The organism is Jannaschia sp. W003 (assembly GCF_025144335.1).
In the GTDB taxonomy this organism is placed as follows: domain Bacteria; phylum Pseudomonadota; class Alphaproteobacteria; order Rhodobacterales; family Rhodobacteraceae; genus Jannaschia.
Map to the genome: position 1 here is coordinate 497,522 of NZ_CP083539.1, position 24,269 is coordinate 521,790.

Below are 24,269 nucleotides of genomic sequence, written 5' to 3' on the forward strand. Positions count from 1 at the left end.
ACCGGGCGCGCGGAGGGGCAGCCCAATCCATGCGAGGTCCTGTCGCGGGGGGGCGCCGCGCTAGAGCGTCGCCGCCAGCCGCGCGCCCTGGTCGATGGCGCGCTTGGCGTCCAGTTCCGCGGCCACGTCGGCGCCGCCGATCACGTGGGGCTCGATGCCCTCGGCGATCAGCGCGTCGGCGAGGGAGCGCTCGGGCTCCTGCCCCGCGCACAGCACCACCGTGTCGCAGGCGATCACGTGCGGCTTCCCGTCCACCGTGACGTGCAGGCCGTCCGCGTCGATGCGCTCGTAGGTGGCGCCGGGGACCATCTTCACGTCCTTCATCGCCAGCGAGGCGCGGTGGATCCAGCCCGTGGTCTTGCCGAGGCGCCGGCCCAGCTTCTCGCTCTTGCGCTGCAGCAGCGTGATCTCGCGCGCCGACGGCTCGGGGCGCGGGCCCTGGGGGTCCAGGCCGCCCCGGTGCGCCTCGGGGTCGGCCACGCCCCACTCATGGAGCCAGCGCGGCAGCTCCTCGGTGGGGGTGGGGCCGCCGGGATGGGTCAGGTAGTCGGCGGTGTCGAAGCCGATGCCGCCCGCGCCCACCACGGCCACGCGTTGCCCCACGGGCGCGCCGCGCAGCACCTCCACGTAGGACAGCACGTTCGGCCCGTCCTGCCCCGGAATCCCCGGGTCGCGGGGGCGCACGCCGGTGGCGATCACCACGTCGTCGGCCTCGCGCAGGTCCGCCACCTCGGGCGCCCGGCCGAGGCGCAGGTCGATGCGCTCGTGATCCAGCATCGTGGCGATCCAGTCCACGAAGGGCACGAACTCCTCCTTGCCGGGGATCGCCTTGGCGAGGTTGAGCTGCCCGCCCACCTCCGCCGCCTTGTCCCAGACCGTGACGCGGTGCCCGCGCCGCGCCGCGATCATGGCGACCGTGGCGCCGGCGGCGCCCGCGCCCACCACGGCGACGTGGCGGGGGGTCTCGGTCGGCTCGTAGGCGAGCTCGGTCTCGTGGCAGGCGCGGGGGTTCACGAGGCAGGAGCTGATCTTGCCCGAGAAGGTGTGGTCGAGGCAGGCCTGGTTGCAGGCAATGCAGGGCGCGATCTCCCGGCTCCGCCCCTCCATGGCCTTCCGCACGAACTGTGAATCCGCCAGGAAGGGCCGGGCCATCGACACCATGTCGGCGCAGCCGTCCGCCAGCAGCCCCTCGGCCACCTCGGGGGTGTTGATGCGGTTCGAGGTGATGACCGGGATCCCCACCTTGCCCATCAGCTTGCGCGTGACCCAGGCGAAGGCGGCGCGGGGCACGGAGGTGGCGATGGTGGGGATGCGCGCCTCGTGCCAGCCGATGCCGGTGTTGAGGATCGAGGCGCCCGCCGCCTCGATCTTCCGAGCCAGGCCGACGACTTCCTCCCAGGTCTGCCCGCCGGGCACGAGGTCGATCATGCTGAGGCGGTAGATCACGATGAAGTCCGCGCCCACCGCCTCGCGCACGCGGCGCACGACCTCCACGGGCAGGCGCTGACGGTTCTCGAGGCTCCCGCCCCAGCGGTCCTCGCGCTTGTTGGTATGGGCCACGAGGAACTGGTTCAGGAAGTAGCCCTCGGACCCCATCACCTCGACGCCGTCGTAGCCCGCGCGCCGCGCATTCACGGCGGCCGCGACGATGTCGGCGACCTGCTTCTCGATCCCCGCCTCGTCCAGCTCCCTGGGGGGAAACGGCGAGATCGGCGACTTGATGGGGGAGGGTCCGACGCAGTCCGGCGAGTAGGCGTAGCGCCCGGCGTGGAGGATCTGCATCGCGATGCGCCCGCCCGCCTCGTGCACCCGGTCCGTCACGATGCGGTGGTTCGCGATGTCCTCGTCCGAGAAGAGGCCCGCCGCGCCCGGGAACACGCCGCCCTCGCGGTTCGGCGCCATGCCGCCCGTGACCATCAGCGCCACGCCGCCCCGGGCGCGCTCGGCGTAGAAGGTGGCGACCCGGTTCCAGTCCTTGGTCTCCTCCAGCCCGGTGTGCATGGAGCCCATCAGCACCCGGTTCGGGAGCGTGACGTGCCCGAGGTCGAGCGGGGCGAGCAGGTGGGGATACTGGGACATGGGGCGGGCCTCCTTGCCCGACGTCATGGCGGGGCGGGGCGCGGCTGTCACCACGGACGCGGCGTCAGAGCCCCCCCCCGCGCTACTCCGTCTCGGCCACGTGGCGCCGGAACGCCCGCTTGAGCTGCGCCAGCTCCACCCGCAGGTCATCGAGGTCGGCGCGCAGGTCGTGGGCCGCATCGAGCCCCGCCACCACGGTCAGCGTGTCGAGCACCGCGCCGCCGCCCGCCACGCGGATCGCGACGGTGCGCACGCCCTCGGTCAGCGGCGCGGTGCCGAGGTCGCCCTCGACGCGCCAGCCGCCCTCGGCCGCCGAGACCTGCATCCCCCCCAGCACCGCGTCGTCGAGCGCCATCTCCAGCGCCGGCGGCTCGCCCCCGCCCCTCAGGAAGCCGCGGTAGATCCCGCCCGCCAGCCCCGTCCGGTTCAGCACCCAGTCCATCGCCGCCTCACAGGTTGGCCCGCGGGCGCCGCGTCAGCACGAGGTCGTGCACCGTGGCCGCCGTCATCGCGGGCTGCTCGAAGATCACGTCCACCCAGGCGTGGGTGACCTTGCGCGGGTTGAAGTCCTCGAGCCCGAGGTCGAACTCAGCCTCCACCGCGCCGCCCGGCGTGTCGCCGGGGCGCAGCTCGCGCACGATGGTCTCGGTGTTCGGCCCGTGGCGCACGTTGAGCCGCGCGAAGAGCTCGCCCGGCCGCTCGGTCGTCACCCGCCCCCGCAGGCCCACGATGTGCGAGGGGCTCAGGCCGTCGCGCCCCGCGGGCGGCAGGTCCACCACGATGGAGAGGAACGAGCCGCGGAAGCCCAGCACGTCCATCGCCAGCGCGAAGGGCGCGCGGGCCTGCGGGTCGGCGGCGCGGCGCTGGCGCAGGGTGATCTCCGAGAGCGGGCAGTCGTGGAACAGCGTGGCGCCGGGGGCGAGCGGCGTGCCGCCCGCCGCGCCGGGCCAGCAGTCGGGCCGCAGCGCCACGGCCCAGGGCTCGGGGCGCCAGCCCCAGTCCGCCTGGGGCGGCAGGTCGATGCGCCCGGCGCGCGCCGACATCATCCGCTCCGCGCCGCGCGCCACCGCGTCGGCCTGCGCGCGCAGGCGCCGCGCCTCGGGCAGGAGGGCGGCGAGGTCCGCGAGGCTGCGCTCCTCGGGCGGCGCCCGGAAGCGGCGCAGCAGCCGCCGGTCGCCCAGCGCCTGCAGGAGGTGCGCCGGGCCGCCGCGCCGCCCCGAGGGCGAGCGGAAGGGCATCAGAGGTCCATGTAGACGTGCTTCTCCCGGGCGCCGCCCGGATGGGTCGGCGCCCCGGTGCGCGCGGGCCCGACCAGCTGCGCGTACTTCCACAGCGCGCCCGTGGCGTAGATCGTCTCGCGCGGGCCGCCCCACTCCGCCCGCCGGCGCTCCATCTCGGCCGCGTCCACGTCCACCGACAGCACGCCGTCCACCGCGTCGATGGTGATCCGGTCGCCGTCGCGCACCAGGGCGATCGGGCCGCCGTGGGCCGCCTCGGGGCCGACGTGGCCCACGCAGAAGCCGCGCGTCGCGCCCGAGAAGCGCCCGTCGGTGATGAGGGCCACCTTCTTGCCCATGCCCTGCCCCGAGAGCGCGGCGGTGGTGGCCAGCATCTCGCGCATCCCCGGCCCGCCCGCCGGCCCCTCGTTGCGGATGACGAGCACCTCGCCCTCCTCGTAGGCGCGGGCCTTTACGGCGGCGAAGGCGTCCTCCTCGCACTCGAACACGCGGGCCGGGCCGGTGAAGCGCTGGTCCTCGGCTTTGATGCCGGCCACCTTCACGATGGCCCCGTCGGGCGCGAGGTTGCCCTGAAGGCCCACCACGCCGCCCGTCCTGGTGATCGGGGTCGCGACGGGGTGGATGACGCGCCCGTCCGCCTCGCCCCGGCACGCGTCGATCACCTCGCCGATGGTCTTGCCGGTCGCGGTCATGCAGTCCTCGTGGATGAGGCCCGCCTTCCGCAGCTCCTTCATCACGACGGGCACGCCGCCCGCCTCGTAGAGGTCCTTGGCCACGTACTGCCCGCCGGGCTTGAGGTCCACGAAGTAGGGCGTGTCGCGGAAGATCTCGCAGACATCCTGAAGCGTGAACGCGATGCCCGCCTCGTGGGCGATGGCCGGCAGGTGCAGCCCTGCGTTGGTGGACCCGCCGGTGCAGGCGACCACGCGGGCCGCGTTCTCGAGGCTCTTGAGCGTCACCACGTCGCGGGCGCGGATGTTCAGCTCCAGGAGGCGCATCACCGCCTCGCCCGACGCGATGGAGTACTGGTCGCGGCTCTCGTAGGGCGCCGGCGCGCCCGAGGAGTTGGGCAGCGCCAGGCCGATCGCCTCGGACACGCAGGCCATGGTGTTGGCCGTGAACTGGCCGCCGCAGGCCCCCGCCGAGGGGCAGGCGACCCGCTCGAGCACGGCGAGCGCCTCGTCCGAGAGGTTGCCCGCCTGGTGGTTGCCCACCGCCTCGAACATGTCCTGCACCGTGAGGTCGCGGTTCTTGTACTCTTCGGGCACGTCCGACCCCGCGGGCACGCGGCCCGGCAGGATCGAGCCGCCGTAGATGAACACCGAAGGCGTGTTGAGGCGCACCATCGCCATCATCATGCCTGGCAGAGACTTGTCGCAGCCCGCCAGCCCGACGAGCGCGTCGTAGCAGTGCCCGCGCATGGTCAGCTCCACCGTGTCGGCGATGGCGTCGCGGCTGGCGAGCGACGAGCGCATCCCCTCGTGGCCCATGGCGATGCCGTCGGTCACGGTGATGGTGGTGAACTCGCGCGGCGTGCCCCCGCCCTGCTTGACGCCCAGCTTCACGGCCTGCGCCTGGCGGCTCAGCGCGATGTTGCAGGGCGCGGCCTCGTTCCAGCAGGTGGCCACGCCTACGAAGGGCTGGTGGATCGCCTCGTCGTCCAGCCCCATGGCGTGGAAGTACGAGCGGTGCGGCGCCCGGGCGGGGCCTTCGGTCACGTGGCGGCTGGGCAGGCGGGTCTTGTCGGTAGGGCCCTTGAGCATGGCAGGTCTCCTCGGTTGCCGCCGGGGATAGCGGCGGGCCGGGAACCGGGCAAGCGGCAACCCCCCCGTGGACGCGCCCGCGCCCGCCCCCTAGGTACTGCCCCGCCGACCCCCGGACGGAGCCCCCCGCCATGTGGACCCCCGCCTTCGAGCGCTTCGTCGCGCCCGCCCGCCTCCGCCCCGAACTCTGGCGCACCGGGCTCGGCACCCTGCTGATCGTGGCCGTCTACGTGGCGGTGGTGTCGGGCGCGCTCGCGCTCGTGGCGCTGTGGTGGTCGTGGGGCCGCCCGCCCGCCGAGCAGGCCGATGCGGCCGCGCGCTTCGCGCTGTTCGCGGCGGGGCGCACGCCCTGGGGCGTGCTCCTCCTCCTTGCTACCTTCGCCGGCATGGCCGCCGGCGCCGCGCTGGCCGTGCGCTGGCTGCACGGGCGCACGGCCCGCTCGCTCGCCGGCCCGCACCTCCTGCGCGACTTCGTGCCCGCCGCCGCGATCACGCTTCTCATCGGCGGGGCCGCGGCGCTCGTGGGGCTGGGCGGGATGGAGCTGGTGCCCAACGTCGCGCCCACCACCTTCGCCCTGCTGCTGCCCCTCGCGCTCGCGGCCCTCGCCGTCCAGACCGGCGCCGAGGAGCTGGTGTTCCGCGGCTACCTCCAGACCCAGCTCGCCGCGCGCTTCCGCTCGCCCGTGGCGTGGATGCTCCTGCCCTCGCTCCTGTTCGGCGCGCTGCACCTCGACGCGGGCTTCCTCCTGGCCGAGGGGCGCCTGGCCGAGAACGACGGCCTGATCCTCGCCGCCACCACGCTCGTGGGCCTCCTGGCGGCCGACCTCACCCGCGTGACGGGCTCGCTCGGCGCCGCCTGGGGCCTCCACTTCGCAAACAACGTGCAGGCCCTCCTCGTGGTCGCCATCGACGACATCCTGTCGGGCATGGCCCTGTGGCGCACGCCCTTCTCGGGCGACGACCTGGAGGCGCTGCCGGCCCTGATCCTGGCCGACATGGGCCTCCTCGTGGTGATCTGGGCCGTGATCCGTCTCTGGCTCGCCCGCGCCGCGCGCCACCGCGTCGCCGCCTGAATTGCGTTCGGGCCCCGCGCGGCCTATTCCGCCGGGAGCAGCAGGAAAGCCGCCATGAACTGGATCTCGAACTACGTCCGCCCCAAGATCAACTCGCTGTTCTCGCGCCGCGAGACGCCGGACAACCTGTGGACCAAGTGCGACGAGTGCGGGACCATGCTGTTCCACCGCGAGCTCAAGGACAACCTGCGGGTCTGCACCAACTGCGGCCACCACATGTACCTGCCGCCCCGCGAGCGCTTCGAGGCGCTGTTCGACGGCGGCACGTTCACGGAAGTCGCCGTCCCGAAACCCATCGCCGACCCGCTGCACTTCCGCGACCAGAAGCCCTACCCCGTGCGCCTCAAGGCCGCGCAGAAGGCGACCGGCGAGCACGAGGCGATGCTGGTCGCCGAGGGCGAGGTGCTGCGCACCCCCATCGTGGCCGCCGCCCAGGACTTCGGCTTCATGGCCGGCTCCATGGGCATGTACGTCGGAAACGCCCTGATCGCCGCCGCCGAGCGCGCAGTGGAGCGGCGCCGCCCCCTGGTGTGCTTCACCGCCGCCGGCGGAGCGCGCATGCAGGAGGGCATCCTCAGCCTCATGCAGATGCCCCGCACCACCGTGGCCGTGGACATGGTGCGCGAGGCGGGGCTGCCGTACGTCGTTGTCATCACCCACCCCACCACGGGCGGCGTCACCGCCTCCTACGCCATGCTGGGCGACGTGCAGATCGCCGAGCCGAACGCGCTGATCTGCTTCGCCGGCCCCCGCGTGATCGAGCAGACCATCCGCGAGACCCTGCCCGAGGGCTTCCAGCGCGCCGAGTACCTGCTGGACCACGGCATGCTCGACCGCGTGACCCCGCGCCGCGACCAGCGCGAGGAGCTGGCCACGATCCTGCGCATGCTCACCGGCCAGGGCCCCGTGGTCCACGGCGACCTTCCCGTCCCCGAGGCGAAGCCCGAGGCCCCCGCCCCGGAGCCCAAGCCCGCCCCCGAGGCCGCCCCCGCCGCCGCTCCCAAGGGCTGACGGCCCGACCGGATACGCCCCCGACCCTCATCTTGCCGGAAATACCGAGGGGGTTCGCAGGCTTCCCAGGATCGGTCCAGTGGACCGATCCGCCTGCGAACGGGCGAAGCCCCGGGTGGCCGTGGGACGAAGGACAGCTCCTCCGCCGCTGCTCCGAAGGGATATCTTCATGCCGACCTCCGACGCCATCCTCGCCCGCCTCCTGCGCCTCCACCCCAAGGTCATCGACCTGTCCCTGGACCGGATGCACCGCATCCTGGCCGCCCTCGGCCACCCCGAGCGCGCCCTGCCCCCGGTGGTCCACGTCGCCGGCACCAACGGCAAGGGCTCGACCCTCGCCATGATCCGCGCAGGCCTCGAGGGCGCCGGCCACCGCGTCCACGCCTACACCTCGCCCCACCTCGCCCGCTTCCACGAGCGCATCCGCCTCGCGGGCACGCTCATTGCCGAGGACGCCCTCGCGGACCTCCTCGAGGAGTGCGAAGAGGCCAACGGCGGCGCCCCCATCACCTACTTCGAGATCACCACGGCGGCCGCCCTGCTCGCCTTCGCCCGCACCCCCGCCGACTTCCTCCTGCTGGAGGTCGGCCTCGGCGGCCGCCTCGACGCCACCAACGTGGTCGAGACGCCTGCCCTCACCGTCGTCACCCCCGTCTCGATGGACCACGAGGGCTTCCTCGGCGACACGCTCGCGAAGATCGCCGGCGAGAAGGCCGGCATCCTCAAGCGCGGGGTGCCTTGCGTCGTCGGCCCCCAGGAGGACGCCGCCGCGGAGGTCATCGAGGCCCGCGCCGCCCGCCTCGGCGCGCCGCTCCTCGCCCACGGCCAGCACTGGCACGTCTCCCGCGAGGGCGACCGCCTCGTGTTCCAGGACGAGACGGGCCTCCTCGACCTCCCCCTCCCCGCGCTCCCCGGCCCCCACCAGATCCAAAACGCCGGCACCGCCCTCGCCGCCCTGCGCGCCTTGGGCACCGGCGACCCCGAGGCCGCCATGCGGCGCGCCGAATGGCCCGCCCGCATGCAGCGCCTGCGCGACCACCCCCTGAACCGCCTCGCCCCCGAGGCCGAGCTCTGGCTCGACGGAGGCCACAACCCCGCCGCCGGCGCGGCCTTGGCGGCAACCCTGGCCGCCATGCCCCCCCGCCCCACCTTCGCCGTCTGCGGCCTCCTGAGCACCAAGGACGCGGCAGGCTACTTCCGCCCCCTCGCCGCGCAGCTGCAGTCGGTCCGCACCATCGCCATCCCCGGCGAGACCGCCACGCTGAGCGCCGAGGCCACGGCGGCGGCGGCCCGGTCGGTGGGGCTGGCGGCGGAACCGGCGGAGGGGGTGGAGGCGGCGGTGGGGGTGATTAAGGCCGAGCATCCGGGGGTGCGGGTGCTGGTGTGCGGGTCGTTGTATCTGGCGGGGTTTGTGCTTCGGATGGGGTGACCGTACGCTTCTTGGAAAAAGCGAACTTAGTCTATTTTTTGATTTGTTATGTCACTAAACAAGTATCTCACAGCGTAGACCGCCAGTCCAACTACCTGTCCTAAGTTTTGAACGAGCAAGGCAGGGAGCAGCCATTCGTATGCTGTAAAATCAAGATCGCCCTCTCCAACCTGCCAAAGCAAAACGCCTTGGAAGCAAATCATACCACCAATTGCGGCCATCAGAAGCCAAGACCACTTTTTCTTATGATTGTAATGATCCCGAATACCCTTCAGATGCTCATAAGCTACCTGAGAGGAAACTGAGCGCCTATCGAATCCTTCAATGTACTTCCGCTCAGCCCGTGATACACTTCCAGGCTTACCGTCTTTTGACTCAATGCCAGAAAGAACGTCACGCGGAGTAATCCGCGAACCTTCGCGAGGATCGAAATCTTCCTCTGGCATCAAGAAATATTCTTAATACGCCACTCCATCATCGTCCGAGACACCCCAAACACAGAGGCAAGCGAACTAACGGGTGCACCTTTGACCGGCTGAAGAAGTCGCTCAGGCACAAGAAGGCACGCGGCAAACTTGTTCGCCTCCTTCTCCTTTGGATCGCCTCGGTTCGGGTCGGTGAATCTCGGCAAGACGGGGTATTCGTCCGGGTGATCCAGATAAAAATTCCGATGTAGGAGCCAATGACCCAACTCGTGAGCTATAGTAAAACTTTGGCGCTCCGGCATATCGTCCGCATTCACGTAAAGCCGGGCATTCTCGAAATCACAGAAGCCAGACACTTTCTCTGAATGTGCGGCAAAATCTTCAAACACTACGTTTACGCCCGAGCGCTCAGCAATCTCCAGCACGGGAATTGGTGGGGAACTATAATCTTTCGTCAGATTATTTGCCGTTCGCTCAGCAAGACTCCAACGGGGTCGCGTAAGCAACATTATTCCCACATCGCAAGGGTCACCTTACAGGCAATCCCTTTGCGCTCCTCTGCGTTGATGTTCTCTTGGCGTGCTCTGGCACCCGCCAAGTCGCTCACGTGGCGGGTCGGAGGAAGCGTAGTCCCCTGCTGTTTGCCGATGACAATCCAAGCAGCAGATACAGCATTGCCGATCACGTCCGCCGGACGCTTCTGACCCAGTGGTCCCATCGGCATCGGTTCGTCTCCCTGTGAGCGGTTCCAGTCGTTGCCTGCCCCGCCTCGCTGGCAATCCTAGCACATAGCACGCAGATGTCACGAACTCGGGCAGGAAGGGCAAGTGTCCCTTGCATATCATGGCAAATGTGGGGGCGACGTTAACGTACGTAAGGGGGGCGGGTATCACTTTGCTGCGCGGTCAACTTGGGCCTTATCCACATACAGTCTGGCCGTTCACCCGATCCCCCCTCATACCCCGCCCCATGCGCCCCCTCCTCCTCGCCGCCCTAGCCGCCACCCCGGCCCAAGCCGCCACCCACGCCTTCTGCTGGCAGGGCGAGGCGGGCTACCGGATCGAGGGCACCATCTCCCTCCCCGACGGCGCGCGCGGCATCCTCACCGAGGTCGACCTCACCGACTTCCGCATCCGGGGGTTCCGCGATGCCGAGCCGCTCGGCACGTGGCGGCTCGGCAATGGGCCCGGCCCCGTGGTGATCCGCTTCGACGCGGACCGGCTGCTGTTCCCCACCGGGGGCGACCCCGCGCTGGGCACCTACCAGGCGTGGAACGCGGGCGGGACGGTGGACGACTGCGGCGACCCGGGCTTCGGGTTCAACGGCGGCAACCTCGCGCAGGACGTCTGCGTCGACGGCACCTTCGCCGAGGAGTCCGGCATCCCCCCCGCGACCCCGCTCCGCATCGCCCCCGACCCGAGCAATCCCTGCGGCCCGGTGCTTATGGGACGCGCCGTTCCCTGAGCCGGGCAGCGAACGCGGCCGCCTTCCTCTTCGTCTTCGTTTCGAAAATACCTCGGGGGAGCGCCGGAAGGCGCGGGGGCGGAGCCCCCACCTGGCGCCCTCCGGTATGCACGGGGGGTGCACAGGGGGTGCACGGGTGGTGCCCCCCTATTCAGCCCTTCTCCGGCGGCCACCCCTCCGAGCGCATCTCGCGCAATCGCGACGCCGTGCGGTCGAACTCGAACCGGCCCCGGCCCTCGCCATACAGGTCCTCGGGCTCGGCCGCGGCGCTCACGATCAGCTCCGTGCCGGCCTCATAGAGTGCGTCGATCAGCGTCACGAAGCGGCGCGCCTCGTTGTGGTGGCGCCCCTCCAGCCGGGGCACGTGGGTCAGCACCAGAACCCGCACCGCGCCTGCCAATGCGAGGTAGTCGCCCGCGCCGAGGGGCCGCCCGCACAGCGTCTCGAACCGGGCGCGCGCGACCCCCGCCGAATAGTCGTCGAGCCGCAGGTCGCGGCCCTTCACGCGCAGCGTCAGACCCTCGGATCGCCCGTCCGAGAGCCTGTTCCACAGGTCTTCGAGGTCCATGTCGTCGGTGGTTTCGGGCGTGAAGTAGCGCCGCGCGCCCGCCAGCCGGTCGCGGCGGTAGTCGCGCGCGGCGGCCAGTTCGTGCACCAGCATCCGCCGCTCGATGGCCTCGATGAACGGCACGAAGAGCGCGCGATTGAGGCCTTCCTTGTAGAGGTCCCCCGGCACCCGGTTCGACGTGGTAACGACGTGCACGCCCCCCTCCCAGAGCCGCTCGAACAGGCGGCCCACGACCATGGCGTCGGTGATGTCGCCCACCTGCATCTCGTCGAGGCACAGCAGCCGCACCGCCTCCACCACCCCGTCCGCGAAGGGGGCCAGCGCGTCGCGCGTCCCGGCGGCGCGGGCGGCGTGCATGGCCTCGTGCGCCTCCTGCATGAAGGCGTGGAAGTGGACCCGGCGCGAGGGCACCGGCGCCGCCTCGTGGAACAGGTCCATCAACATCGACTTGCCCCGCCCGACGCCGCCCCAGAGATAGGCGCCCATCGGGTCCTCGGGCGGCTTGCGGCGGCCCAGCCAGTCGCGGCGCGGCGACTCTAGGAGCTTGGCGTGGATGCGCTCGAGGGGCACGAGGGCGGCGCGCTGCGCGGGGTCGTCCTCGAGGCGGCCCGAGGCGATGCGCGCCTCGAAGAGTTCGGTCACGGTCATGCCCGCTTGGTCCCGCATCCGCGGTCCGAGGGGAAGGGCGGATCGCCTAGCCGCCCGTCACGTGGTCCGTCTCGAACACCTCCGGCACCTCGGGCGTGCCGTCGAGCGCGGCGGCATGGGCTCGGAACACCCGGAAGCCGGGCGGCACCAGCGTGCCGGGGCGGGCCTCGTCGAGGAAGATGAACTTGGTGGTCTCGGGCGTGATCGCGAACCAGCCCGGCGCGTCGAAGGCACCGCCGAGCACGCCCACCCGGTCCGGCCAACGGCCGAAGCGGATGAACAGCGCGGTCCCGCAGGCGCCGCAGCGATGCACGTGGACCGGGAAGCCGCTTCCCTCCGACGTGTGGGTGTAGCGCCGCGGTCGCCCCGCCGTCACCTCCAGCGCGCCGGCCGCGAAGACCGGCTCCACCATCTGCGTGGAGCCCGTCAGCCGCTGGCAGAAGCGGCAGAAGCAGATCGTCACCCAGTCGGGCGCCCCCTCGACCCGGAAGCGCACCGCGCCGCACAGGCATCCGCCTTCGTGATGGGTGGCCTCGTCCATGGGCGGTTCCTCCCCGGGCCACCCTAGCACGCCCGGCGGACAAGGCGGATTTCGATTGACGCCGCAGGCGCCCGCGGGAAGGTCATCGCCGTTCCCCGGAGCCCGCCCATGACCGCCACCGCCGCCCCCGCCCGCCTCGTCACGCCCGTGCTCGTGGCCGGCTCCGTCGTCCTGATGATCGGCTTCGCGATCCGCGCCAGCTTCGGCGTGTTCCAGATCCCGATCGCCGCGGAGTTCGGCTGGCCCCGCGCCGAGTTCTCGCTCGCCATCGCGATCCAGAACCTCGCCTGGGGGATCGGCCAGCCGATCTTCGGCGCCATCGCCGAGCGGTTCGGCGACCGGAAGGCCATCGTGCTGGGCGTGGTCTGCTACGCGGCCGGCCTCGTGCTGTCGTCCTTCGCCGTCACGCCGGGCGCGCACCAGGTGCTGGAGATCCTCGTGGGCTTCGGCATCGCGGGCCTCGGCTTCGGCGTGATCCTTGCCATCGTGGGCCGCGCCGCGTCGGACGAGAACCGGTCCATGGCGCTCGGCATCGCCACCGCCGCCGGGTCGGCGGGGCAGGTGTTCGGCGCCCCCCTCGCCGAGTTCCTGCTGGGCTTCTACACGTGGCAGGCGGTGTTCCTCGTCTTCGCCGGGATCGTCTCGCTGTCGCTGCTCGCCCTGCCGGCGATGCGCTCGCCCGAGCCCGCCTCCCGCGCCGAGCTGGAGGAGAGCATGGGCGCGATCCTCGGGCGGGCCTTCCGCGACCCGTCCTACGCGCTGATCTTCGTGGGCTTCTTCTCGTGCGGCTACCAGCTCGCCTTCGTGACCGCGCACTTCCCCGCGCTCGTGACCGAGATGTGCGGCCCCATAGACCCGAACGGGGTGCTCTACGGGATAGGCATCACCTCGACCTCGACGCTGGGCGCGGTGGCGATCTCGCTGATCGGCCTCGCCAACGTGGCGGGCACGCTCTACGCGGGCTGGCTCGGCAAGCGCTACAGCCGCAAGTACCTGCTGGCCGGCATCTACGTGGGCCGCACGGTGGCCGCCGCCCTGTTCATCCTCAATCCGATCACACCGCTCTCGGTGATCCTGTTCTCGGTGGCGATGGGCTCGCTCTGGCTCGCCACGGTGCCGCTGACCTCCGGCCTCGTCGCCCACATCTACGGGGTGCGCTACATGGGCACGCTCTACGGCATCGTCTTCTTCTCGCACCAGCTGGGCAGCTTCCTCGGCGTATGGCTGGGCGGCACGCTCTACGATGCCACGGGCGGCTACGAGGCCGTCTGGTGGGTCGGCGTGGGCGTGGGCGCGCTGTCGGCGATCGTCCACCTGCCGATCCGCGAGGTGCCGCTCGGCCAGCGCCGTGGGGTTGCCGCAGCGTAGATACCTGTTCACGGTGAAGGGGTTCCCAGCCGGAGGTCCCCCCATGCGTTTCCTGCTCGCCCTGCCCTTCCTCGCCGCCGCGCCCGCGCTCGCGCAGCAGGCCACCGACGCGGTGGACCCCGAGGCCCCCGCCGGGGTCGAGGCGCCCGCCGCGGCCGAAGCGCCCGCCGCCGCCGAGGCCCCGGCCGCCGCCGGCACCGAGACCGCCGACGCCCCCACCCTCGTGCCCGACGCCGCCGCCCCCGCCACCGCCCGGGACTGGATGGTCGCCGCCGCCAACCCGCTGGCCGCCGAGGCCGGCGCCGAGGTGCTGCGCGCGGGCGGCTCGGCCGCCGACGCCATGGTGGCCGTGCAGGCCGTGCTGGGCCTCGTGGAGCCGCAGTCGAGCGGCCTCGGCGGCGGCGCCTTCCTCGTGTGGTACGACGCCGGGACCGGCGAGCTGACCACGCTCGACGGCCGCGAGACGGCCCCCATGGCCGCCACCCCGACCCTGTTCCAGACGGACGGCGAGACCATGGACTTCTGGGATGCGGTGATCGGGGGCCTCTCGGTCGGCACCCCCGGCACGCCCATGCTGATGGAGGAGGCGCACCGCCGCTGGGGCCGAGCCAACTGGGGCTCGCTGTTCGACGCGGCCATCGCGCACGCCGAAGGCGGCTTCGCGGTCTCGCCCCGTCTCGCCTCGCTGGTGGCGGACGGGCAGGAGCGCCTCGCCACCCAGCCCGCCACGGCCGCGTACTTCCTGCCCGGCGGCACCCCGCTCGCCGAAGGCGCGACCCTCACCAACCAGCCCTACGCCGACACCCTGCGCGCCATCGCCGCCGAAGGCGCGGACGCCTTCTACGAGGGCGAGATCGCCGAAGGCATCGTGCGCGCCGTGCGCGAGGCCTCGCAGCCGGGCCTGCTCGCCATGGAGGACCTCGCCGCCTACGACGTGGTCGAACGCCCGGCCGTCTGCGCCCCCTACCGCGGCGCCGAGGTCTGCGGCATGGGCCCGCCCTCTTCGGGCGCCCTGACCGTGGGCCAGATCCTGAGCCTCATCGAGCCTCACGACATCGCGGCCCTCGGCCCGGACTCGCCGGAGGCCTGGCGCCTGATCGGCGACGCCTCGCGCCTCGCCTTCGCGGACCGCGGCCTCTACATGGCCGACAGCGACTACGTGCCCATGCCGAAGTTGCTCGACCCGGCCTACCTGCAGGAGCGGGCGAAGCTGCTCGAAGGCGACGACGCGCTGCCGGAGGTCTCCGCCGGCTCGCCCCCCTGGGACCACGCCGCGCTCGACCTCGCGCCCGGCTGGTCGCCCGAGATGCCCTCGACATCGCACATCTCGATCGTGGACGCTCAGGGCAACGCACTGTCGATGACCACCACCATCGAGAACGGCTTCGGCAGCCGGGTCATGGCGCCGGGCGGGTTCCTCCTGAACAACGAGCTGACCGACTTCTCGTTCTCGACCCACGACGACGGCCGCCCCGTGGCCAACCGGGTCGAGCCGGGCAAGCGCCCCCGCTCGTCGATGGCGCCCACGGTCGTGATGCGGGACGGCGCGCCGGTCCTGGTGGTCGGCTCGCCCGGGGGAAGCCGGATCATCGGTTACGTGGCGCAGACGATCGTGGCGCACATGGACTGGGGCCTCGATCCGCAGACCGCCGTGGCCATGCCGCACCTCGTGAACCGCTTCGGCACCTACGACCTGGAGGAGGGCACCGCCGCCGAGGCCATGGCCAGGCCGCTGGGCGAGATGGGGTTCGAGACCAACGTGCGCGACCTCACGTCGGGGCTGCACGCCATCGCGGTGACCGCGGACGGGCTGGTCGGCGGAGCGGACCCGCGGCGCGAGGGGGTTGCGATCGGGGAGTGAGTGGAGAGCGCCGGGGGCTCTGCCCCCGGACCCCCGAGGTATTTATGGCAAGATGAGGGGGGGATCGGCAAAGGTCGGTGCCCCCCTTCCAACTCAGCAGCCTTCGCGGAGGCAGCGCAGGGCGCGGGCCTCCGTGCCGGGCTCCACGTCCAGCGCCCACTGGGGGCAGGGGCCGAGCTGGAGGCGCCAGCCGTCCGGCGTCTGCTCCACGAAGGCCAGCACCTCGCCCTCGGGTACGCCGCCGCACCAGGGGCCGGCGCATTCGATGGAGGCGGTCACGGCGAGGTCGATGGCGCGGTCGAAGCCGCCCAGCGTCGCCATGCGCCCCGTGAAGCGCGCGGGAAGCTCCACGCCCTCCGGCTCGTCGGGATTCACCAGCTCGGGGCGGGCCGCGCCGGGCGGCACGGCGAGGCGTCCCACCGCCATCGCATAGATTTGCGACGACGCCTGCGCCGCCGCGAAGCTGCTCTCGACGCTCGGACGCAGGCAGGAGAGCGCATCGGCCCGCTCCGCCGTTCCCGCCGCGATGAGTGCGGCGACGAGAACGGCGGAGATGTGTGCGGTGCGGGCCATCCGGCGCCTCCTGGTGGTGAGGGGCAGATGGGCGGGATGGCCCCGATAGGCCATGTCCGGGGCCGTGTTATGGGTTAACCGGGCCGCAGGAGCCCGAATTCGCGGAACACCTCGACATAGATCGCCCGCTTGAAGGGCACGATGTGGTCCAGCACCTCGGCGGGCGGCATCCAGCGCCATTCCGAGAACTCGCGCACGTGGCGGTCGAGGTCCACGGCCGAATCGGGGCCGTCGTAGGCCATGTGGAACCAGTGCTGCATCTGCCCCCGGAAGCGCCCTTTCCACAGCCGCGGCACCAGGTCCACGGGCAGGTCGTAGGGCATCGGCTCGGCGGTGGCGCCCAGCACGCGGACGGCGCCCGCATCGAGGCCCGTCTCCTCCTCCAGCTCGCGCAGCGCGGCGGCCTCGGGCGTCTCGCCGGGGTCGATGCCGCCCTGGGGCATCTGCCACGCGGGCGGCGCGCCCGCAGGCGCGTCGATGCGGCGCCCCACCCAGACGAGGCCCGCGGGGTTGCGGAGGCACACACCCGCGCAGGGACGGTAGGGGAGGGCGAGGATCTGCTCGGGGGTCATGGGATGGGGGCCGCGCGGGGTTGCGCGCGGCCCGTGCCGTCTCAGTTCCCGGCGGCCACGTCGATCGCCGACAGGCCCTTCAGGATGTCGATCGCGTAGGCGAGCTGGTAGTCCTCGTCGCGCAGCTCGGCGGCCTTCTCGGCGGCCTCCTGCTCCTTGCGGACCTGCTCCTGCTGGTCCTCGCTCAGGCTGTCGTTCGAGAGCGAGCCGCGCAGGCTCGACTCCGAGCGGCGGGGGCGGTTCGCGGAGGTCTCCTCCTCGTCCTCCTCGGCATCGGGGTCCACGGGCACGCGCGGCGGCTGCGGCACCACGATGTCGGGCGAGATGCCCAGCGCCTGGATCGAGCGGCCCGAGGGCGTGTAGTAGCGCGAGGTGGTCAGGCGGATCGCGCCGTCGCCCTGCACCGGCATGATCGTCTGCACCGAGCCCTTGCCGAAGCTCTTGGTGCCCACCACCACCGCGCGGCGGTGGTCCTGCAGCGCGCCCGCCACGATCTCGGACGCGCTCGCCGAGCCGCCGTTGATGAGGGCCACCATGGGCTTGCCCTCGATGATGTCGCCCTCGCGGGCGTTGAAGCGGTCGCCCTGCTCGGCCTCGCGGCCGCGGGTCGAGACGATCTCGCCCTGCTCAAGGAAGGCGTCGGCCAGCGCCACGCCGGCGTTCAGGAGGCCGCCGGGGTTGTTGCGCAGGTCCAGCACCACGCCGTTCACGGCATCGAGGCCGCCGGCCTCCTCCAGCACCTCCTCGAGGCCCTCGCGGACCTGGGGCATGGTCTGGTCGTTGAAGGTGGCGACCCGGATCACCACGCTGTCGCCCTCGAGGCGCACGCGGCTCGCGGTGAGCTGGATCGTGTCGCGGGTGATCGCGATCTCGAGCGGCTCCTCGAGCCCCTCGCGTACCACGGTGATCAGCACCTCGGAGCCGACGGGCCCGCGCATCAGGTCCACCGCCTCCTCGAGGGTGAGGCCGAGCAGGCTCTCGCCGTCCACGGTGGTGATGAAGTCGCCCGCCTCGACGCCGGCCTCGTAGGCCGGGGTCCCGTCCATGGGCGTGATGACCTTCACGTAGCCCTCTTCCTGCGTCACCTCGATGCCGAGGCCGCCGAACTCGCCGCGCGTGTCGGTCTGCATGTCCTCGAAGTCGCGGGGCGGCAGGTAGGAGCTGTGGGGGTCGAGCGAGGTCAGCATGCCGTTGATGGCCGCCTCGATCAGCTCGCCCTCATCGACCTCCTCGACGTACTGGTTGCGGATGCGCTCGAACACGATGCCGAACAGGTCGAGCTGCTCGTAGACGCTCGCGTTGTTCTCGGCCTCCTGCGCCAGCAGCGGCCCGGCCAGCTGCGTCGCCACCAGCACGCCGGCCAGCATCCCGCCGCCGGCGGCCATCGCGAACTTTCTCATTCCTGCATCCCTATTCGCTCTTGGAGGCCGCGCCGGACAGGTCGAACCACGTCGACGGGTCCACGGGCACGCCACCCTCCCTCGTTTCCACATAAAGCGTCTCGGGGCGGAAAGCGCCACCTCCCCCCCCGGCGCCCGATCGAAATTCCACGGCCTCCGGCGCATCGCCGCCCATCAGGCCCAGCGGCGCGCCGGCGGCGAGGATGTCGCCACGCCTCACATAGCTCTCGTGAAGCCCCGCGACGACGACCAGCGCACCCGCGCGGGGCTCCAGCACGATCACAAGGCCGTAATCCAGGAGCGGCCCCGCGTAGCGCACCGTGGCGGAGGCGGGCGCGGTCAGGAGCGCGCCGGGCGCGGCGGCCAGCACGAGGCCGGGACGGCTGATGCCGGCGGCATCGGGCTCGCGGAAGCCGCGCAGGAGGCGCAGGTCGCCCGGAAGGGGCAGCGGCAGCGTCAGCGCCGCGTCGAGGGGCGGCCCGCCCGGCAGGTCGGCCAGCCCGTCCGCGAAGGCGCGCAGCGTGCCGGCCCGCGCCACGAGGGCGGCGAGCGCCGCGCCGCCCGGCGGGTCGGGCAGCGTGCCGCGCTCCGAGATGGCCTCGCTCAGGGCCTCGCGCGCGGCGGCGATGCCCCCCAGCCCCGCCTCCAGGTCCCCCATGGCCGCCTCCCGCAGCGCGCGCAGGTCGCGCAGCGCCGCGAGGTCGGCGCGCAGCGCGGCGGCCTGCGCCTCCAGCGCGGGCGCGGCATCTCCGAGCAGCATCGCCGCCCGCGCCGTGCCCAGCGGCCCCCCGGGGTGGAGCATCAGCAGCGGCGCGGGCGTGCGCTCGATCCCGGACAGAACGCCGATCAGGCGCGACACCCGGTCCTCGCGCGCATCGAGGTCGCCCGCGAGCGCCGTCTCCTGCACCGCCACGGCGCGCAGCCCCTCGCGCAGGGCGGCGAGCCCCGCCTCGTAGGCCTGCACCGCCTCGGTGAGGGCGGCGATGCGGTCGCCCGCGCCCCGCGCGCGCTCCAGCCGCCGCGCCGCGTCCTCCAGCATCGCCGCCGCCGCGCGCGCGGCCTCGACCGCCGCCGCCGGGACGGGCAGCGCGAGCAGGAGGGCCAAGAGCGCAGCGCGGATCATCGCAGGAGGCTCTCGCCCGTCATCTCGGCGGGCGGGTCCAGCTCCATGAGCTGCAGAAGCGTCGGCGCGAGGTCGCCCAGCTTGCCATCGCCGAGCCGCGCACCCTCGGGGCCGTTCCAGAGGATCACCGGCACGGGGTTCAGCGTATGCGCGGTGTGGGGCTTGCCGGTGTCCGGGTCGACCATGGTTTCGCAGTTGCCGTGGTCGGCGCAGACGATCATCGCGCCACCCGTCGGCTCCAGCGCCTCCAGCACGCGGCCCAGCCCGCGGTCGACGGCCTCGCAGGCGCGCGCGGCGGCCTGAAGGTCGCCCGTGTGGCCCACCATGTCGGGGTTCGCGTAGTTCACGACGATGAGGTCGTAGCCCTCGCCGATCGCCTCCACGAGCCGGTCCGTCACCTCGCCCGCCGACATCTCGGGCTTCAGGTCGTAGGTCGCGACGTCCGGCGACTTGGGCATGAAGCGGTCCTCGCCCGGCTCCGGCTCCTCGCGGCCGCCGTTCAGGAAGAACGTGACGTGCGGGTACTTCTCGGTCTCGGCGATGTGGAACTGGCGCAGGCCCCTGGCGGCGACCCAGTGGCCCAGCGTGTTGGGCACGGTCTCCTTGGGGTAGGCGGCGGGCATGTAAGAATCGTGGCTAACGGAGTAGTCCACCATGCCGAGCATCCGCAGCTCCGGGCGCCCGCCTACGTCGAAGGCGTCGAACGCCGGGTCGCCGAGGGCCGCCATGATCTCGCGCGCCCGGTCTGCGCGGAAGTTGAGGCAGAACACGCCGTCGCCCGGGCGCATGCCCCCGTAGCCCTCCAGCACGGTGGGCTGGATGAACTCGTCGGACTCGTCGCGCCCGCGCGCCTTCGCGACCGCATCGCCCATGTCCGCCGCCCGCTCGCCCTCGGCGTGGACCATGGCGCGGAAGGCCCGCTCCACCCGGTCCCAGCGGTTGTCGCGGTCCATGGCGAAGTAGCGCCCGATTACGGTGGCGGCCTTCGCCCCCTCGGGCAGGGCCTTTTCCAACGTGTCCACGAACCCTTCCGCCGAGCGGGGGGCCACGTCGCGCCCGTCGGTGATGGCGTGGACGGCCACGGGCACGCCCTGGTCCGCCACCACCTTCGCGGCATGGATCAGGTGGTCGAGGTGCCCGTGGACGCCCCCGTCCGAGACCACGCCGAACAGGTGCGCCGTGCCCCCGGTGTAGGCGAGGCAGGCGGCCCAGGCGGCGATGCGCTCGTTCTCGCGGAACGCGCCGGTCTCGATGGCGTGGTCGATCAGCCCGAGGTCCATGCGCACCACGCGGCCCGCGCCGATGTTCATGTGCCCCACCTCGCTGTTGCCCATCTGCCCCTCGGGCAGGCCCACGGCGGGGCCGTAGGTGACGAGCGTGGCGTTGGGGCAGGTCCGCATGAGGCGGTCGAAGTTCGGGGTGTCGGCCACGTCGGGCGCGGACTGCTCGGGGCGGTCCGAGATGCCCCATCCGTCGAGGATGCACAGGACGACGGGCTTGCGGGTCATGACTACGCCTCCGGGACTGGTCCGGGAGGGGTTTAGGCGAGGCTCAGGCGCGATGGTAGGGGCTGCCGCCGAGGATCGACGCGGCGCGGTAGAGCTGCTCGCAGAGCATCGCGCGGGCCAGCATGTGCGGCCAGACCATCGGCCCGAAGCTCAGGAGGTGATCGGCCCGCGTCCGCAGCGCCGCGTCGTGGCCGTCGGCGCCGCCGATCGCGAAGCACAGGTCGCGGGCCTCGTCGCGGGCCGCGGCGATGCGGGCGGCGAGATCGGGCGAGGACCAGGTCTCGCCGCGCTCGTCGAGGAGGATCAGGCGGGCCCCCTCGGGCACGGCGCGCCGCACCGCCTCGGACTCCGAAGACTTGCCCTCCACCTCCGCGACCTGCACCGGGGGCAGGCCCAGCCCGCGCCCCGCCTTCGCGAAGCGCGCGAGGTAGTCGTCCACCAGAGCCTTCTCGGGGCCGCGGCGCAGGCGGCCCACGGCGACGAGCGCGATGCGCACCTCAGTGCGCGGTGGTGGTGCCGTTGCCGCCGCCGGCGGCGTCGCCGTCGAGCCACATCTTCTCGAGCTGGTAGAACTCGCGCACCTCGGGGCGGAAGATGTGGACGATGGCGTCGCCCGCATCGAGCAGCACCCAGTCGCCCTGGCTCTTGCCTTCGGTGCGCGGCGCGTGGCCGAGCATCGGCTTGAGCCGGTCCGAGAGCTTCTCGGCGATGGCGGTCACCTGGCGCGTGGAGCGGCCCGAGCAGACGATCATGTGGTCGGCCACGGTGGACTTGCCGCGCAGGTCGATCTGCACGACGTCCTCGGCCTTGTCGTCGTCGAGGGATTGGAGGATCAGCGCGAGCATCTCGTCGCTCTGGCGCCGGTCGGAGCCCTTGCGGGCCTTGGGGGCGGCGTCGGCCGCGGTCGTCTGAGCGGACAGGGGTCGGGTCCTCCTGGGGGCGGCCCGGGACTGGGCCGGGGCGATGGTAGCATCCGGACGCGTCCCGGACGAGGGGGATATGGGGCCGAGGACGCCCCGCTTCAATCGCGCGCCGCGCCTGCCGCATCCGCGGGCGCGATGGGCGGAAAGGTGCCCACCGACGCGCCCAGCAGCCACCAGCGCCCCGCCTCCTCGCGGAACAGGAGGTCGAAGCTCACGTGCTCCGGCTCCAGCGGGAAGTATCCGGTCAGCTGCATCCGCCGCCCCTCGCCCAGCTCGGCGCGCAGCATCACGGGCGCCACCACCAGCGTGCGCCGCAGGTCGAGGTGCGCCCGGCGCAGCGGCTCGAACAGGGCGGCGAGGCGGGTGGGGTCGTTGGCCTCCGCGAAGCCCCGGTCGGCGTAGTCGCGCAGCACGGTGTAGTTGCCGGTCCAGTTGGCGTGGTTCACCGCCGCCAGCGCGTCGCGCACCAGCGCCGCCGCGAAGGACGGCTCCACGGCGGGCCCGGCGGTCTGCCCCCGCGCCACCGGCGCGAGGGCGAGGAGCAGGGCCGCGGCCACCGCTGCCAGCAGCAGCGGCGGCCCGGGGCGGCGCGGTCTCACCACGTGTAGGTGAAGCCCACGCGGCCGCCGCGCGTGCTCTCGCCGATGCCGATGCCGGCGTCGATCTGCACGTTGGGGTTCACGCGGTAGCCGCCCGACAGCCCGATCGCGGTGCTGCCCTCGAACATCCCCAGCCCGCTCGACAGCACGAACTGGCTGCCGACCGGGACGTAGGGCACGTCGAGCGCCAGCGCCATGGCGACGCCGGCCCGGTTGATGTCCACCTCCTCGCCGAGCGAGGCGATCTGGTCCGACATCACGCCCAGCGACGCGGTGCCCACGGTGGAGGCGGCGAGGTTGCCGTTCGCGTCCGTGGTCACGAAGCGCAGGTCCCCGCCCTGCGCGGCGCGGCTCTCGTCCGAGGCCAGGCCCCGCATCGTGTAGGTGTTGTCGCTGTTGCCCAGCACGAACTGGTCGTCGCGCGTGGCCTGCGCCCGGTTGCCGATGGCCGCCGAGTTCTGGCCGCTCGCGCTGGCCCGGTTGCCCAGCGCGACGCTGCCGCCGCCCGAGGCCGTGGCCGCCTCGCCCACCGCCGTGGCGCGCACGCCCGACGCCGTGGCGAGGTGGCCGAAGGCCTGGGCGCGGGTGGCGGTGGCCGAGGCCTGCCAGCCGACCGCGGTCGCGCCAGGGCCGCGGGCCACGGTCTCGCCACCCAGCGCAGTGGTCGAGGGTCCTGCGGCCGCCGCGGTATCGCCGAGCGCAAGCGCGTCGGCACCGTTGGCGACGGCGAGGTTGCCGATCGCGGTGCTGTTGTCGCTCGTCGCCATCGCCGCTTCGCCCACCGCGAGGGCGCGAATGCCCGATGCCATGGCAAGATGGCCGAAGGCCTGCGCCCGCTCCGCAGTGGCCATAGCCTGCCAGCCAACCGCCGTGGCGCCAGGGCCGGTGGCGACCGTCTCGCCGCCCAGGGCGGTGGTGGAGGGACCGGCAGCCGCTGCCGTGTCGCCCAACGCGATCGCATCCGCGCCATCGGCCGCCGCGAGGTTGCCGATAGCGGTGCTGTTGTCGCTGGCCGCCAAGGCGCCCTCGCCCACTGCAAGGGAGCGGATGCCCGCCGCCGTGGCAAGATGGCCGAAGGCCTGCGCCCGCTCCGCAGTGGCCGAGGCCTGCCAGCCCACCGCCGAAGCGCCGGGACCGGTCGCGACCGTCTCGCCGCCCAGGGCGGTGGTGGAGGGACCCGTGGCTGCCGCCGTGTCGCCCAGCGCGAGCGCGTCGGCGCCGTTGGCGGAGGACTCGTTGCCGATCGCGGTGCTGTTGTCGCTGACCGCCGTCGCTGCCTCGCCCACCGCGAGCGAGCGAACGCCGTTCGCCGCGGCGAGGTGGCCGAAGGCCTGCGCGCGCTCCGCGGTAGCTTCGGCCCGCCAGCCCACGGCGGTGGTGCCGGGGCCGGTGGCGACGGTCTCGCCGCCCACGGCGGTGGTCGAAGGGCCGGTGGCCGCCGAGCCCGCGCCGATCGCGATCGCGTCCACGCCCGCGGCCGTGGCGCCCGCGCCCTGATCGCCCGTGCCGTCGCCGTCGCCGTCGTCGTTGCCGCCGATGGCGATGCTGCCGTACTCCGAGGCGGCGCTGTCCTCGCCGATGGCGATGCTCTGGTTTCCGTCCGCCGAGGACTGGTGGCCCAGCGCGGTGCCGAAGTCGCCGGTAGCCGAGGACTGCCAGCCCAGCGCGGTGTTGCCCGGGTCCTCGGCGAGGCTCTCGCCGCCCACGGCGGTGGTGGAGTTGGCCAGCGCCTGTGCACCCGCGCCCACGGCCACGGCATCGACGCCGGTGGCGACCGCGTTCTGTCCGCCGTCGGTGTTCTCGCCGCCCACGGCCACCGCGCCGAAGCCCGAGGCCTCGGAATCGGCGCCTACTGCGACGCTCTCATCACCGCTGGCGTCGGCGTTCGCGCCGCAAGCCGTGGCGTCGGCGCCCGAGGCCGTGGCGCCCTGAGCGGTCCCCGACGTAGCGTCCTCGCAGGCCACCGTCTGCGCGCTCGCCGCGAAGGGCGTTGCGAATGCGAGGAACGCCGCGGCGGCGACCCCGCTCCGCAGCGCGGCGCGGCCGTGTGTCATGTCGAACATGGAGAAATCCTTGACTGGTAACGCGCCCCCCCCGGGCGCG

The 24,269-nt window shown here is 72.7% G+C and carries 23 protein-coding genes; 6 read left to right on the forward strand and 17 right to left on the reverse strand.

Annotation, left to right across the window (positions count from 1 at the left end; all coding sequences use genetic code 11):
- Positions 1-60: 60 nt before the first annotated feature.
- The 4 genes from K3554_RS02315 to ilvD all read right to left on the reverse strand — a co-directional run bounded on the left by K3554_RS02315 (position 61) and on the right by ilvD (position 5,080).
- The gene (locus tag K3554_RS02315) at positions 61-2,079 is read right to left on the reverse strand and encodes an FAD-dependent oxidoreductase (protein WP_259942962.1); all 2,019 of its coding nucleotides are present in this window, start codon (positions 2,077-2,079) and stop codon (positions 61-63) included.
- An 82-nt stretch (positions 2,080-2,161) separates the two neighbouring features.
- A complete protein-coding gene (locus K3554_RS02320) occupies positions 2,162-2,521 on the reverse strand; it encodes a hypothetical protein (protein WP_259942964.1) in 360 nt (119 codons plus the stop codon).
- Positions 2,522-2,528: 7 nt separating this feature from the next.
- A complete protein-coding gene (locus K3554_RS02325) occupies positions 2,529-3,317 on the reverse strand; it encodes a DUF6478 family protein (protein WP_259942966.1) in 789 nt (262 codons plus the stop codon).
- Positions 3,317-5,080, reverse strand: coding sequence for a dihydroxy-acid dehydratase (gene ilvD / locus K3554_RS02330; RefSeq protein WP_259942968.1), 1,764 nt, complete (start codon positions 5,078-5,080; stop codon positions 3,317-3,319). Before ilvD ends, K3554_RS02325 begins: the two co-directional genes overlap by 1 nt.
- Positions 5,081-5,211: 131 nt before the next feature.
- On the opposite strand from ilvD, the gene K3554_RS02335 reads away from it, so the two are divergent.
- The 3 genes from K3554_RS02335 to K3554_RS02345 all read left to right on the forward strand — a co-directional run bounded on the left by K3554_RS02335 (position 5,212) and on the right by K3554_RS02345 (position 8,593).
- A complete protein-coding gene (locus K3554_RS02335) occupies positions 5,212-6,153 on the forward strand; it encodes a CPBP family intramembrane glutamic endopeptidase (RefSeq protein WP_259942970.1) in 942 nt (313 codons plus the stop codon).
- A gap of 54 nt (positions 6,154-6,207) precedes the next feature.
- Positions 6,208-7,164, forward strand: a complete 957-nt coding sequence (accD, locus tag K3554_RS02340) for an acetyl-CoA carboxylase, carboxyltransferase subunit beta (RefSeq protein ID WP_259942972.1) — start codon at positions 6,208-6,210, stop codon at positions 7,162-7,164.
- A 163-nt stretch (positions 7,165-7,327) separates the two neighbouring features.
- Entirely contained in the window at positions 7,328-8,593 is a 1,266-nt protein-coding gene (locus tag K3554_RS02345; RefSeq protein WP_259945745.1) for a folylpolyglutamate synthase/dihydrofolate synthase family protein, read from the forward strand.
- 26 nt (positions 8,594-8,619) lie between these two features.
- Here the strand turns inward: K3554_RS02345 and K3554_RS02350 are convergent, their stop codons facing one another.
- Positions 8,620-9,039, reverse strand: a complete 420-nt coding sequence (locus K3554_RS02350) for a hypothetical protein (RefSeq protein WP_259942973.1) — start codon at positions 9,037-9,039, stop codon at positions 8,620-8,622.
- Entirely contained in the window at positions 9,039-9,443 is a 405-nt protein-coding gene (locus K3554_RS02355; RefSeq protein ID WP_259942974.1) for an ImmA/IrrE family metallo-endopeptidase, read from the reverse strand. Before K3554_RS02355 ends, K3554_RS02350 begins: the two co-directional genes overlap by 1 nt.
- 544 nt (positions 9,444-9,987) lie before the next feature.
- On the opposite strand from K3554_RS02355, the gene K3554_RS02360 reads away from it, so the two are divergent.
- Positions 9,988-10,482 (forward strand): hypothetical protein, encoded by a 495-nt coding sequence (locus tag K3554_RS02360; protein ID WP_259942976.1) that lies wholly within the window; start codon positions 9,988-9,990, stop codon positions 10,480-10,482.
- A 151-nt stretch (positions 10,483-10,633) separates the two neighbouring features.
- On the opposite strand, the gene zapE is transcribed toward K3554_RS02360, so the two are convergent.
- Positions 10,634-11,698 (reverse strand): cell division protein ZapE, encoded by a 1,065-nt coding sequence (gene zapE, locus K3554_RS02365; protein ID WP_259942979.1) that lies wholly within the window; start codon positions 11,696-11,698, stop codon positions 10,634-10,636.
- Between the two features lie 46 nt (positions 11,699-11,744).
- Positions 11,745-12,239 (reverse strand): GFA family protein, encoded by a 495-nt coding sequence (locus tag K3554_RS02370; protein WP_259942982.1) that lies wholly within the window; start codon positions 12,237-12,239, stop codon positions 11,745-11,747.
- 108 nt (positions 12,240-12,347) lie between these two features.
- Between K3554_RS02370 and K3554_RS02375 the strand changes: the two genes are divergently transcribed.
- Together K3554_RS02375 and ggt are read left to right on the forward strand one after the other, a co-directional pair.
- Positions 12,348-13,607, forward strand: coding sequence for an MFS transporter (locus K3554_RS02375; RefSeq protein WP_259942984.1), 1,260 nt, complete (start codon positions 12,348-12,350; stop codon positions 13,605-13,607).
- Positions 13,608-13,650: 43 nt separating this feature from the next.
- Positions 13,651-15,468, forward strand: coding sequence for a gamma-glutamyltransferase (gene ggt / locus K3554_RS02380; protein ID WP_259942986.1), 1,818 nt, complete (start codon positions 13,651-13,653; stop codon positions 15,466-15,468).
- A gap of 93 nt (positions 15,469-15,561) precedes the next feature.
- Here ggt and K3554_RS02385 read toward each other — a convergent pair whose 3' ends face one another.
- From K3554_RS02385 to K3554_RS02425, 9 genes are all read right to left on the reverse strand, one after another.
- Entirely contained in the window at positions 15,562-16,041 is a 480-nt protein-coding gene (locus K3554_RS02385; RefSeq protein WP_259942988.1) for a hypothetical protein, read from the reverse strand.
- Between the two features lie 74 nt (positions 16,042-16,115).
- Positions 16,116-16,613 (reverse strand): RNA pyrophosphohydrolase, encoded by a 498-nt coding sequence (locus K3554_RS02390; RefSeq protein WP_259942991.1) that lies wholly within the window; start codon positions 16,611-16,613, stop codon positions 16,116-16,118.
- A 41-nt stretch (positions 16,614-16,654) separates the two neighbouring features.
- Positions 16,655-18,013 carry a S41 family peptidase gene (locus tag K3554_RS02395; RefSeq protein WP_259942994.1) on the reverse strand — a complete coding sequence of 453 codons (1,359 nt, stop codon included), beginning with the start codon at positions 18,011-18,013 and terminating at the stop codon, positions 16,655-16,657.
- Between the two features lie 10 nt (positions 18,014-18,023).
- On the reverse strand, positions 18,024-19,136 hold the full coding sequence (locus K3554_RS02400) for a murein hydrolase activator EnvC (protein ID WP_259942997.1): 1,113 nt from the start codon (positions 19,134-19,136) through the stop codon (positions 18,024-18,026).
- On the reverse strand, positions 19,133-20,644 hold the full coding sequence (gene gpmI, locus K3554_RS02405) for a 2,3-bisphosphoglycerate-independent phosphoglycerate mutase (RefSeq protein WP_259943000.1): 1,512 nt from the start codon (positions 20,642-20,644) through the stop codon (positions 19,133-19,135). The genes K3554_RS02400 and gpmI overlap by 4 nt, the downstream gene beginning before the upstream one ends.
- 43 nt (positions 20,645-20,687) lie before the next feature.
- Entirely contained in the window at positions 20,688-21,140 is a 453-nt protein-coding gene (gene rlmH, locus K3554_RS02410; protein ID WP_259943002.1) for a 23S rRNA (pseudouridine(1915)-N(3))-methyltransferase RlmH, read from the reverse strand.
- A 1-nt stretch (position 21,141) separates the two neighbouring features.
- Positions 21,142-21,489, reverse strand: coding sequence for a ribosome silencing factor (rsfS, locus tag K3554_RS02415; RefSeq protein WP_409197330.1), 348 nt, complete (start codon positions 21,487-21,489; stop codon positions 21,142-21,144).
- Positions 21,490-21,665: 176 nt separating this feature from the next.
- Positions 21,666-22,166 (reverse strand): hypothetical protein, encoded by a 501-nt coding sequence (locus tag K3554_RS02420; protein WP_259943004.1) that lies wholly within the window; start codon positions 22,164-22,166, stop codon positions 21,666-21,668.
- The gene (locus K3554_RS02425; RefSeq protein WP_259943006.1) at positions 22,163-24,229 is read right to left on the reverse strand and encodes a YadA-like family protein; all 2,067 of its coding nucleotides are present in this window, start codon (positions 24,227-24,229) and stop codon (positions 22,163-22,165) included. Before K3554_RS02425 ends, K3554_RS02420 begins: the two co-directional genes overlap by 4 nt.
- Between the last annotated feature and the right edge of the window lie 40 nt (positions 24,230-24,269).

Bases quoted from the DNA above. Each gene is read 5' to 3' on its own strand.
- K3554_RS02315 (WP_259942962.1), bottom strand. From the start codon at position 2,079: ATGTCCCAGTATCCCCACCTGCTCGCCCCGCTCGACCTCGGGCACGTC.
- K3554_RS02320 (WP_259942964.1), bottom strand. From the start codon at position 2,521: ATGGACTGGGTGCTGAACCGGACGGGGCTGGCGGGCGGGATCTACCGC.
- K3554_RS02325 (WP_259942966.1), bottom strand. From the start codon at position 3,317: ATGCCCTTCCGCTCGCCCTCGGGGCGGCGCGGCGGCCCGGCGCACCTC.
- ilvD (WP_259942968.1), bottom strand. From the start codon at position 5,080: ATGCTCAAGGGCCCTACCGACAAGACCCGCCTGCCCAGCCGCCACGTG.
- K3554_RS02335 (WP_259942970.1), top strand. From the start codon at position 5,212: ATGTGGACCCCCGCCTTCGAGCGCTTCGTCGCGCCCGCCCGCCTCCGC.
- accD (WP_259942972.1), top strand. From the start codon at position 6,208: ATGAACTGGATCTCGAACTACGTCCGCCCCAAGATCAACTCGCTGTTC.
- K3554_RS02350 (WP_259942973.1), bottom strand. From the start codon at position 9,039: ATGCCAGAGGAAGATTTCGATCCTCGCGAAGGTTCGCGGATTACTCCG.
- K3554_RS02360 (WP_259942976.1), top strand. From the start codon at position 9,988: ATGCGCCCCCTCCTCCTCGCCGCCCTAGCCGCCACCCCGGCCCAAGCC.
- zapE (WP_259942979.1), bottom strand. From the start codon at position 11,698: ATGACCGTGACCGAACTCTTCGAGGCGCGCATCGCCTCGGGCCGCCTC.
- K3554_RS02370 (WP_259942982.1), bottom strand. From the start codon at position 12,239: ATGGACGAGGCCACCCATCACGAAGGCGGATGCCTGTGCGGCGCGGTG.
- K3554_RS02375 (WP_259942984.1), top strand. From the start codon at position 12,348: ATGACCGCCACCGCCGCCCCCGCCCGCCTCGTCACGCCCGTGCTCGTG.
- ggt (WP_259942986.1), top strand. From the start codon at position 13,651: ATGCGTTTCCTGCTCGCCCTGCCCTTCCTCGCCGCCGCGCCCGCGCTC.
- K3554_RS02385 (WP_259942988.1), bottom strand. From the start codon at position 16,041: ATGGCCCGCACCGCACACATCTCCGCCGTTCTCGTCGCCGCACTCATC.
- K3554_RS02390 (WP_259942991.1), bottom strand. From the start codon at position 16,613: ATGACCCCCGAGCAGATCCTCGCCCTCCCCTACCGTCCCTGCGCGGGT.
- K3554_RS02395 (WP_259942994.1), bottom strand. From the start codon at position 18,013: ATGAGAAAGTTCGCGATGGCCGCCGGCGGCGGGATGCTGGCCGGCGTG.
- K3554_RS02400 (WP_259942997.1), bottom strand. From the start codon at position 19,136: ATGATCCGCGCTGCGCTCTTGGCCCTCCTGCTCGCGCTGCCCGTCCCG.
- gpmI (WP_259943000.1), bottom strand. From the start codon at position 20,644: ATGACCCGCAAGCCCGTCGTCCTGTGCATCCTCGACGGATGGGGCATC.
- rsfS (WP_409197330.1), bottom strand. From the start codon at position 21,489: ATGCTCGCGCTGATCCTCCAATCCCTCGACGACGACAAGGCCGAGGAC.
- K3554_RS02425 (WP_259943006.1), bottom strand. From the start codon at position 24,229: ATGTTCGACATGACACACGGCCGCGCCGCGCTGCGGAGCGGGGTCGCC.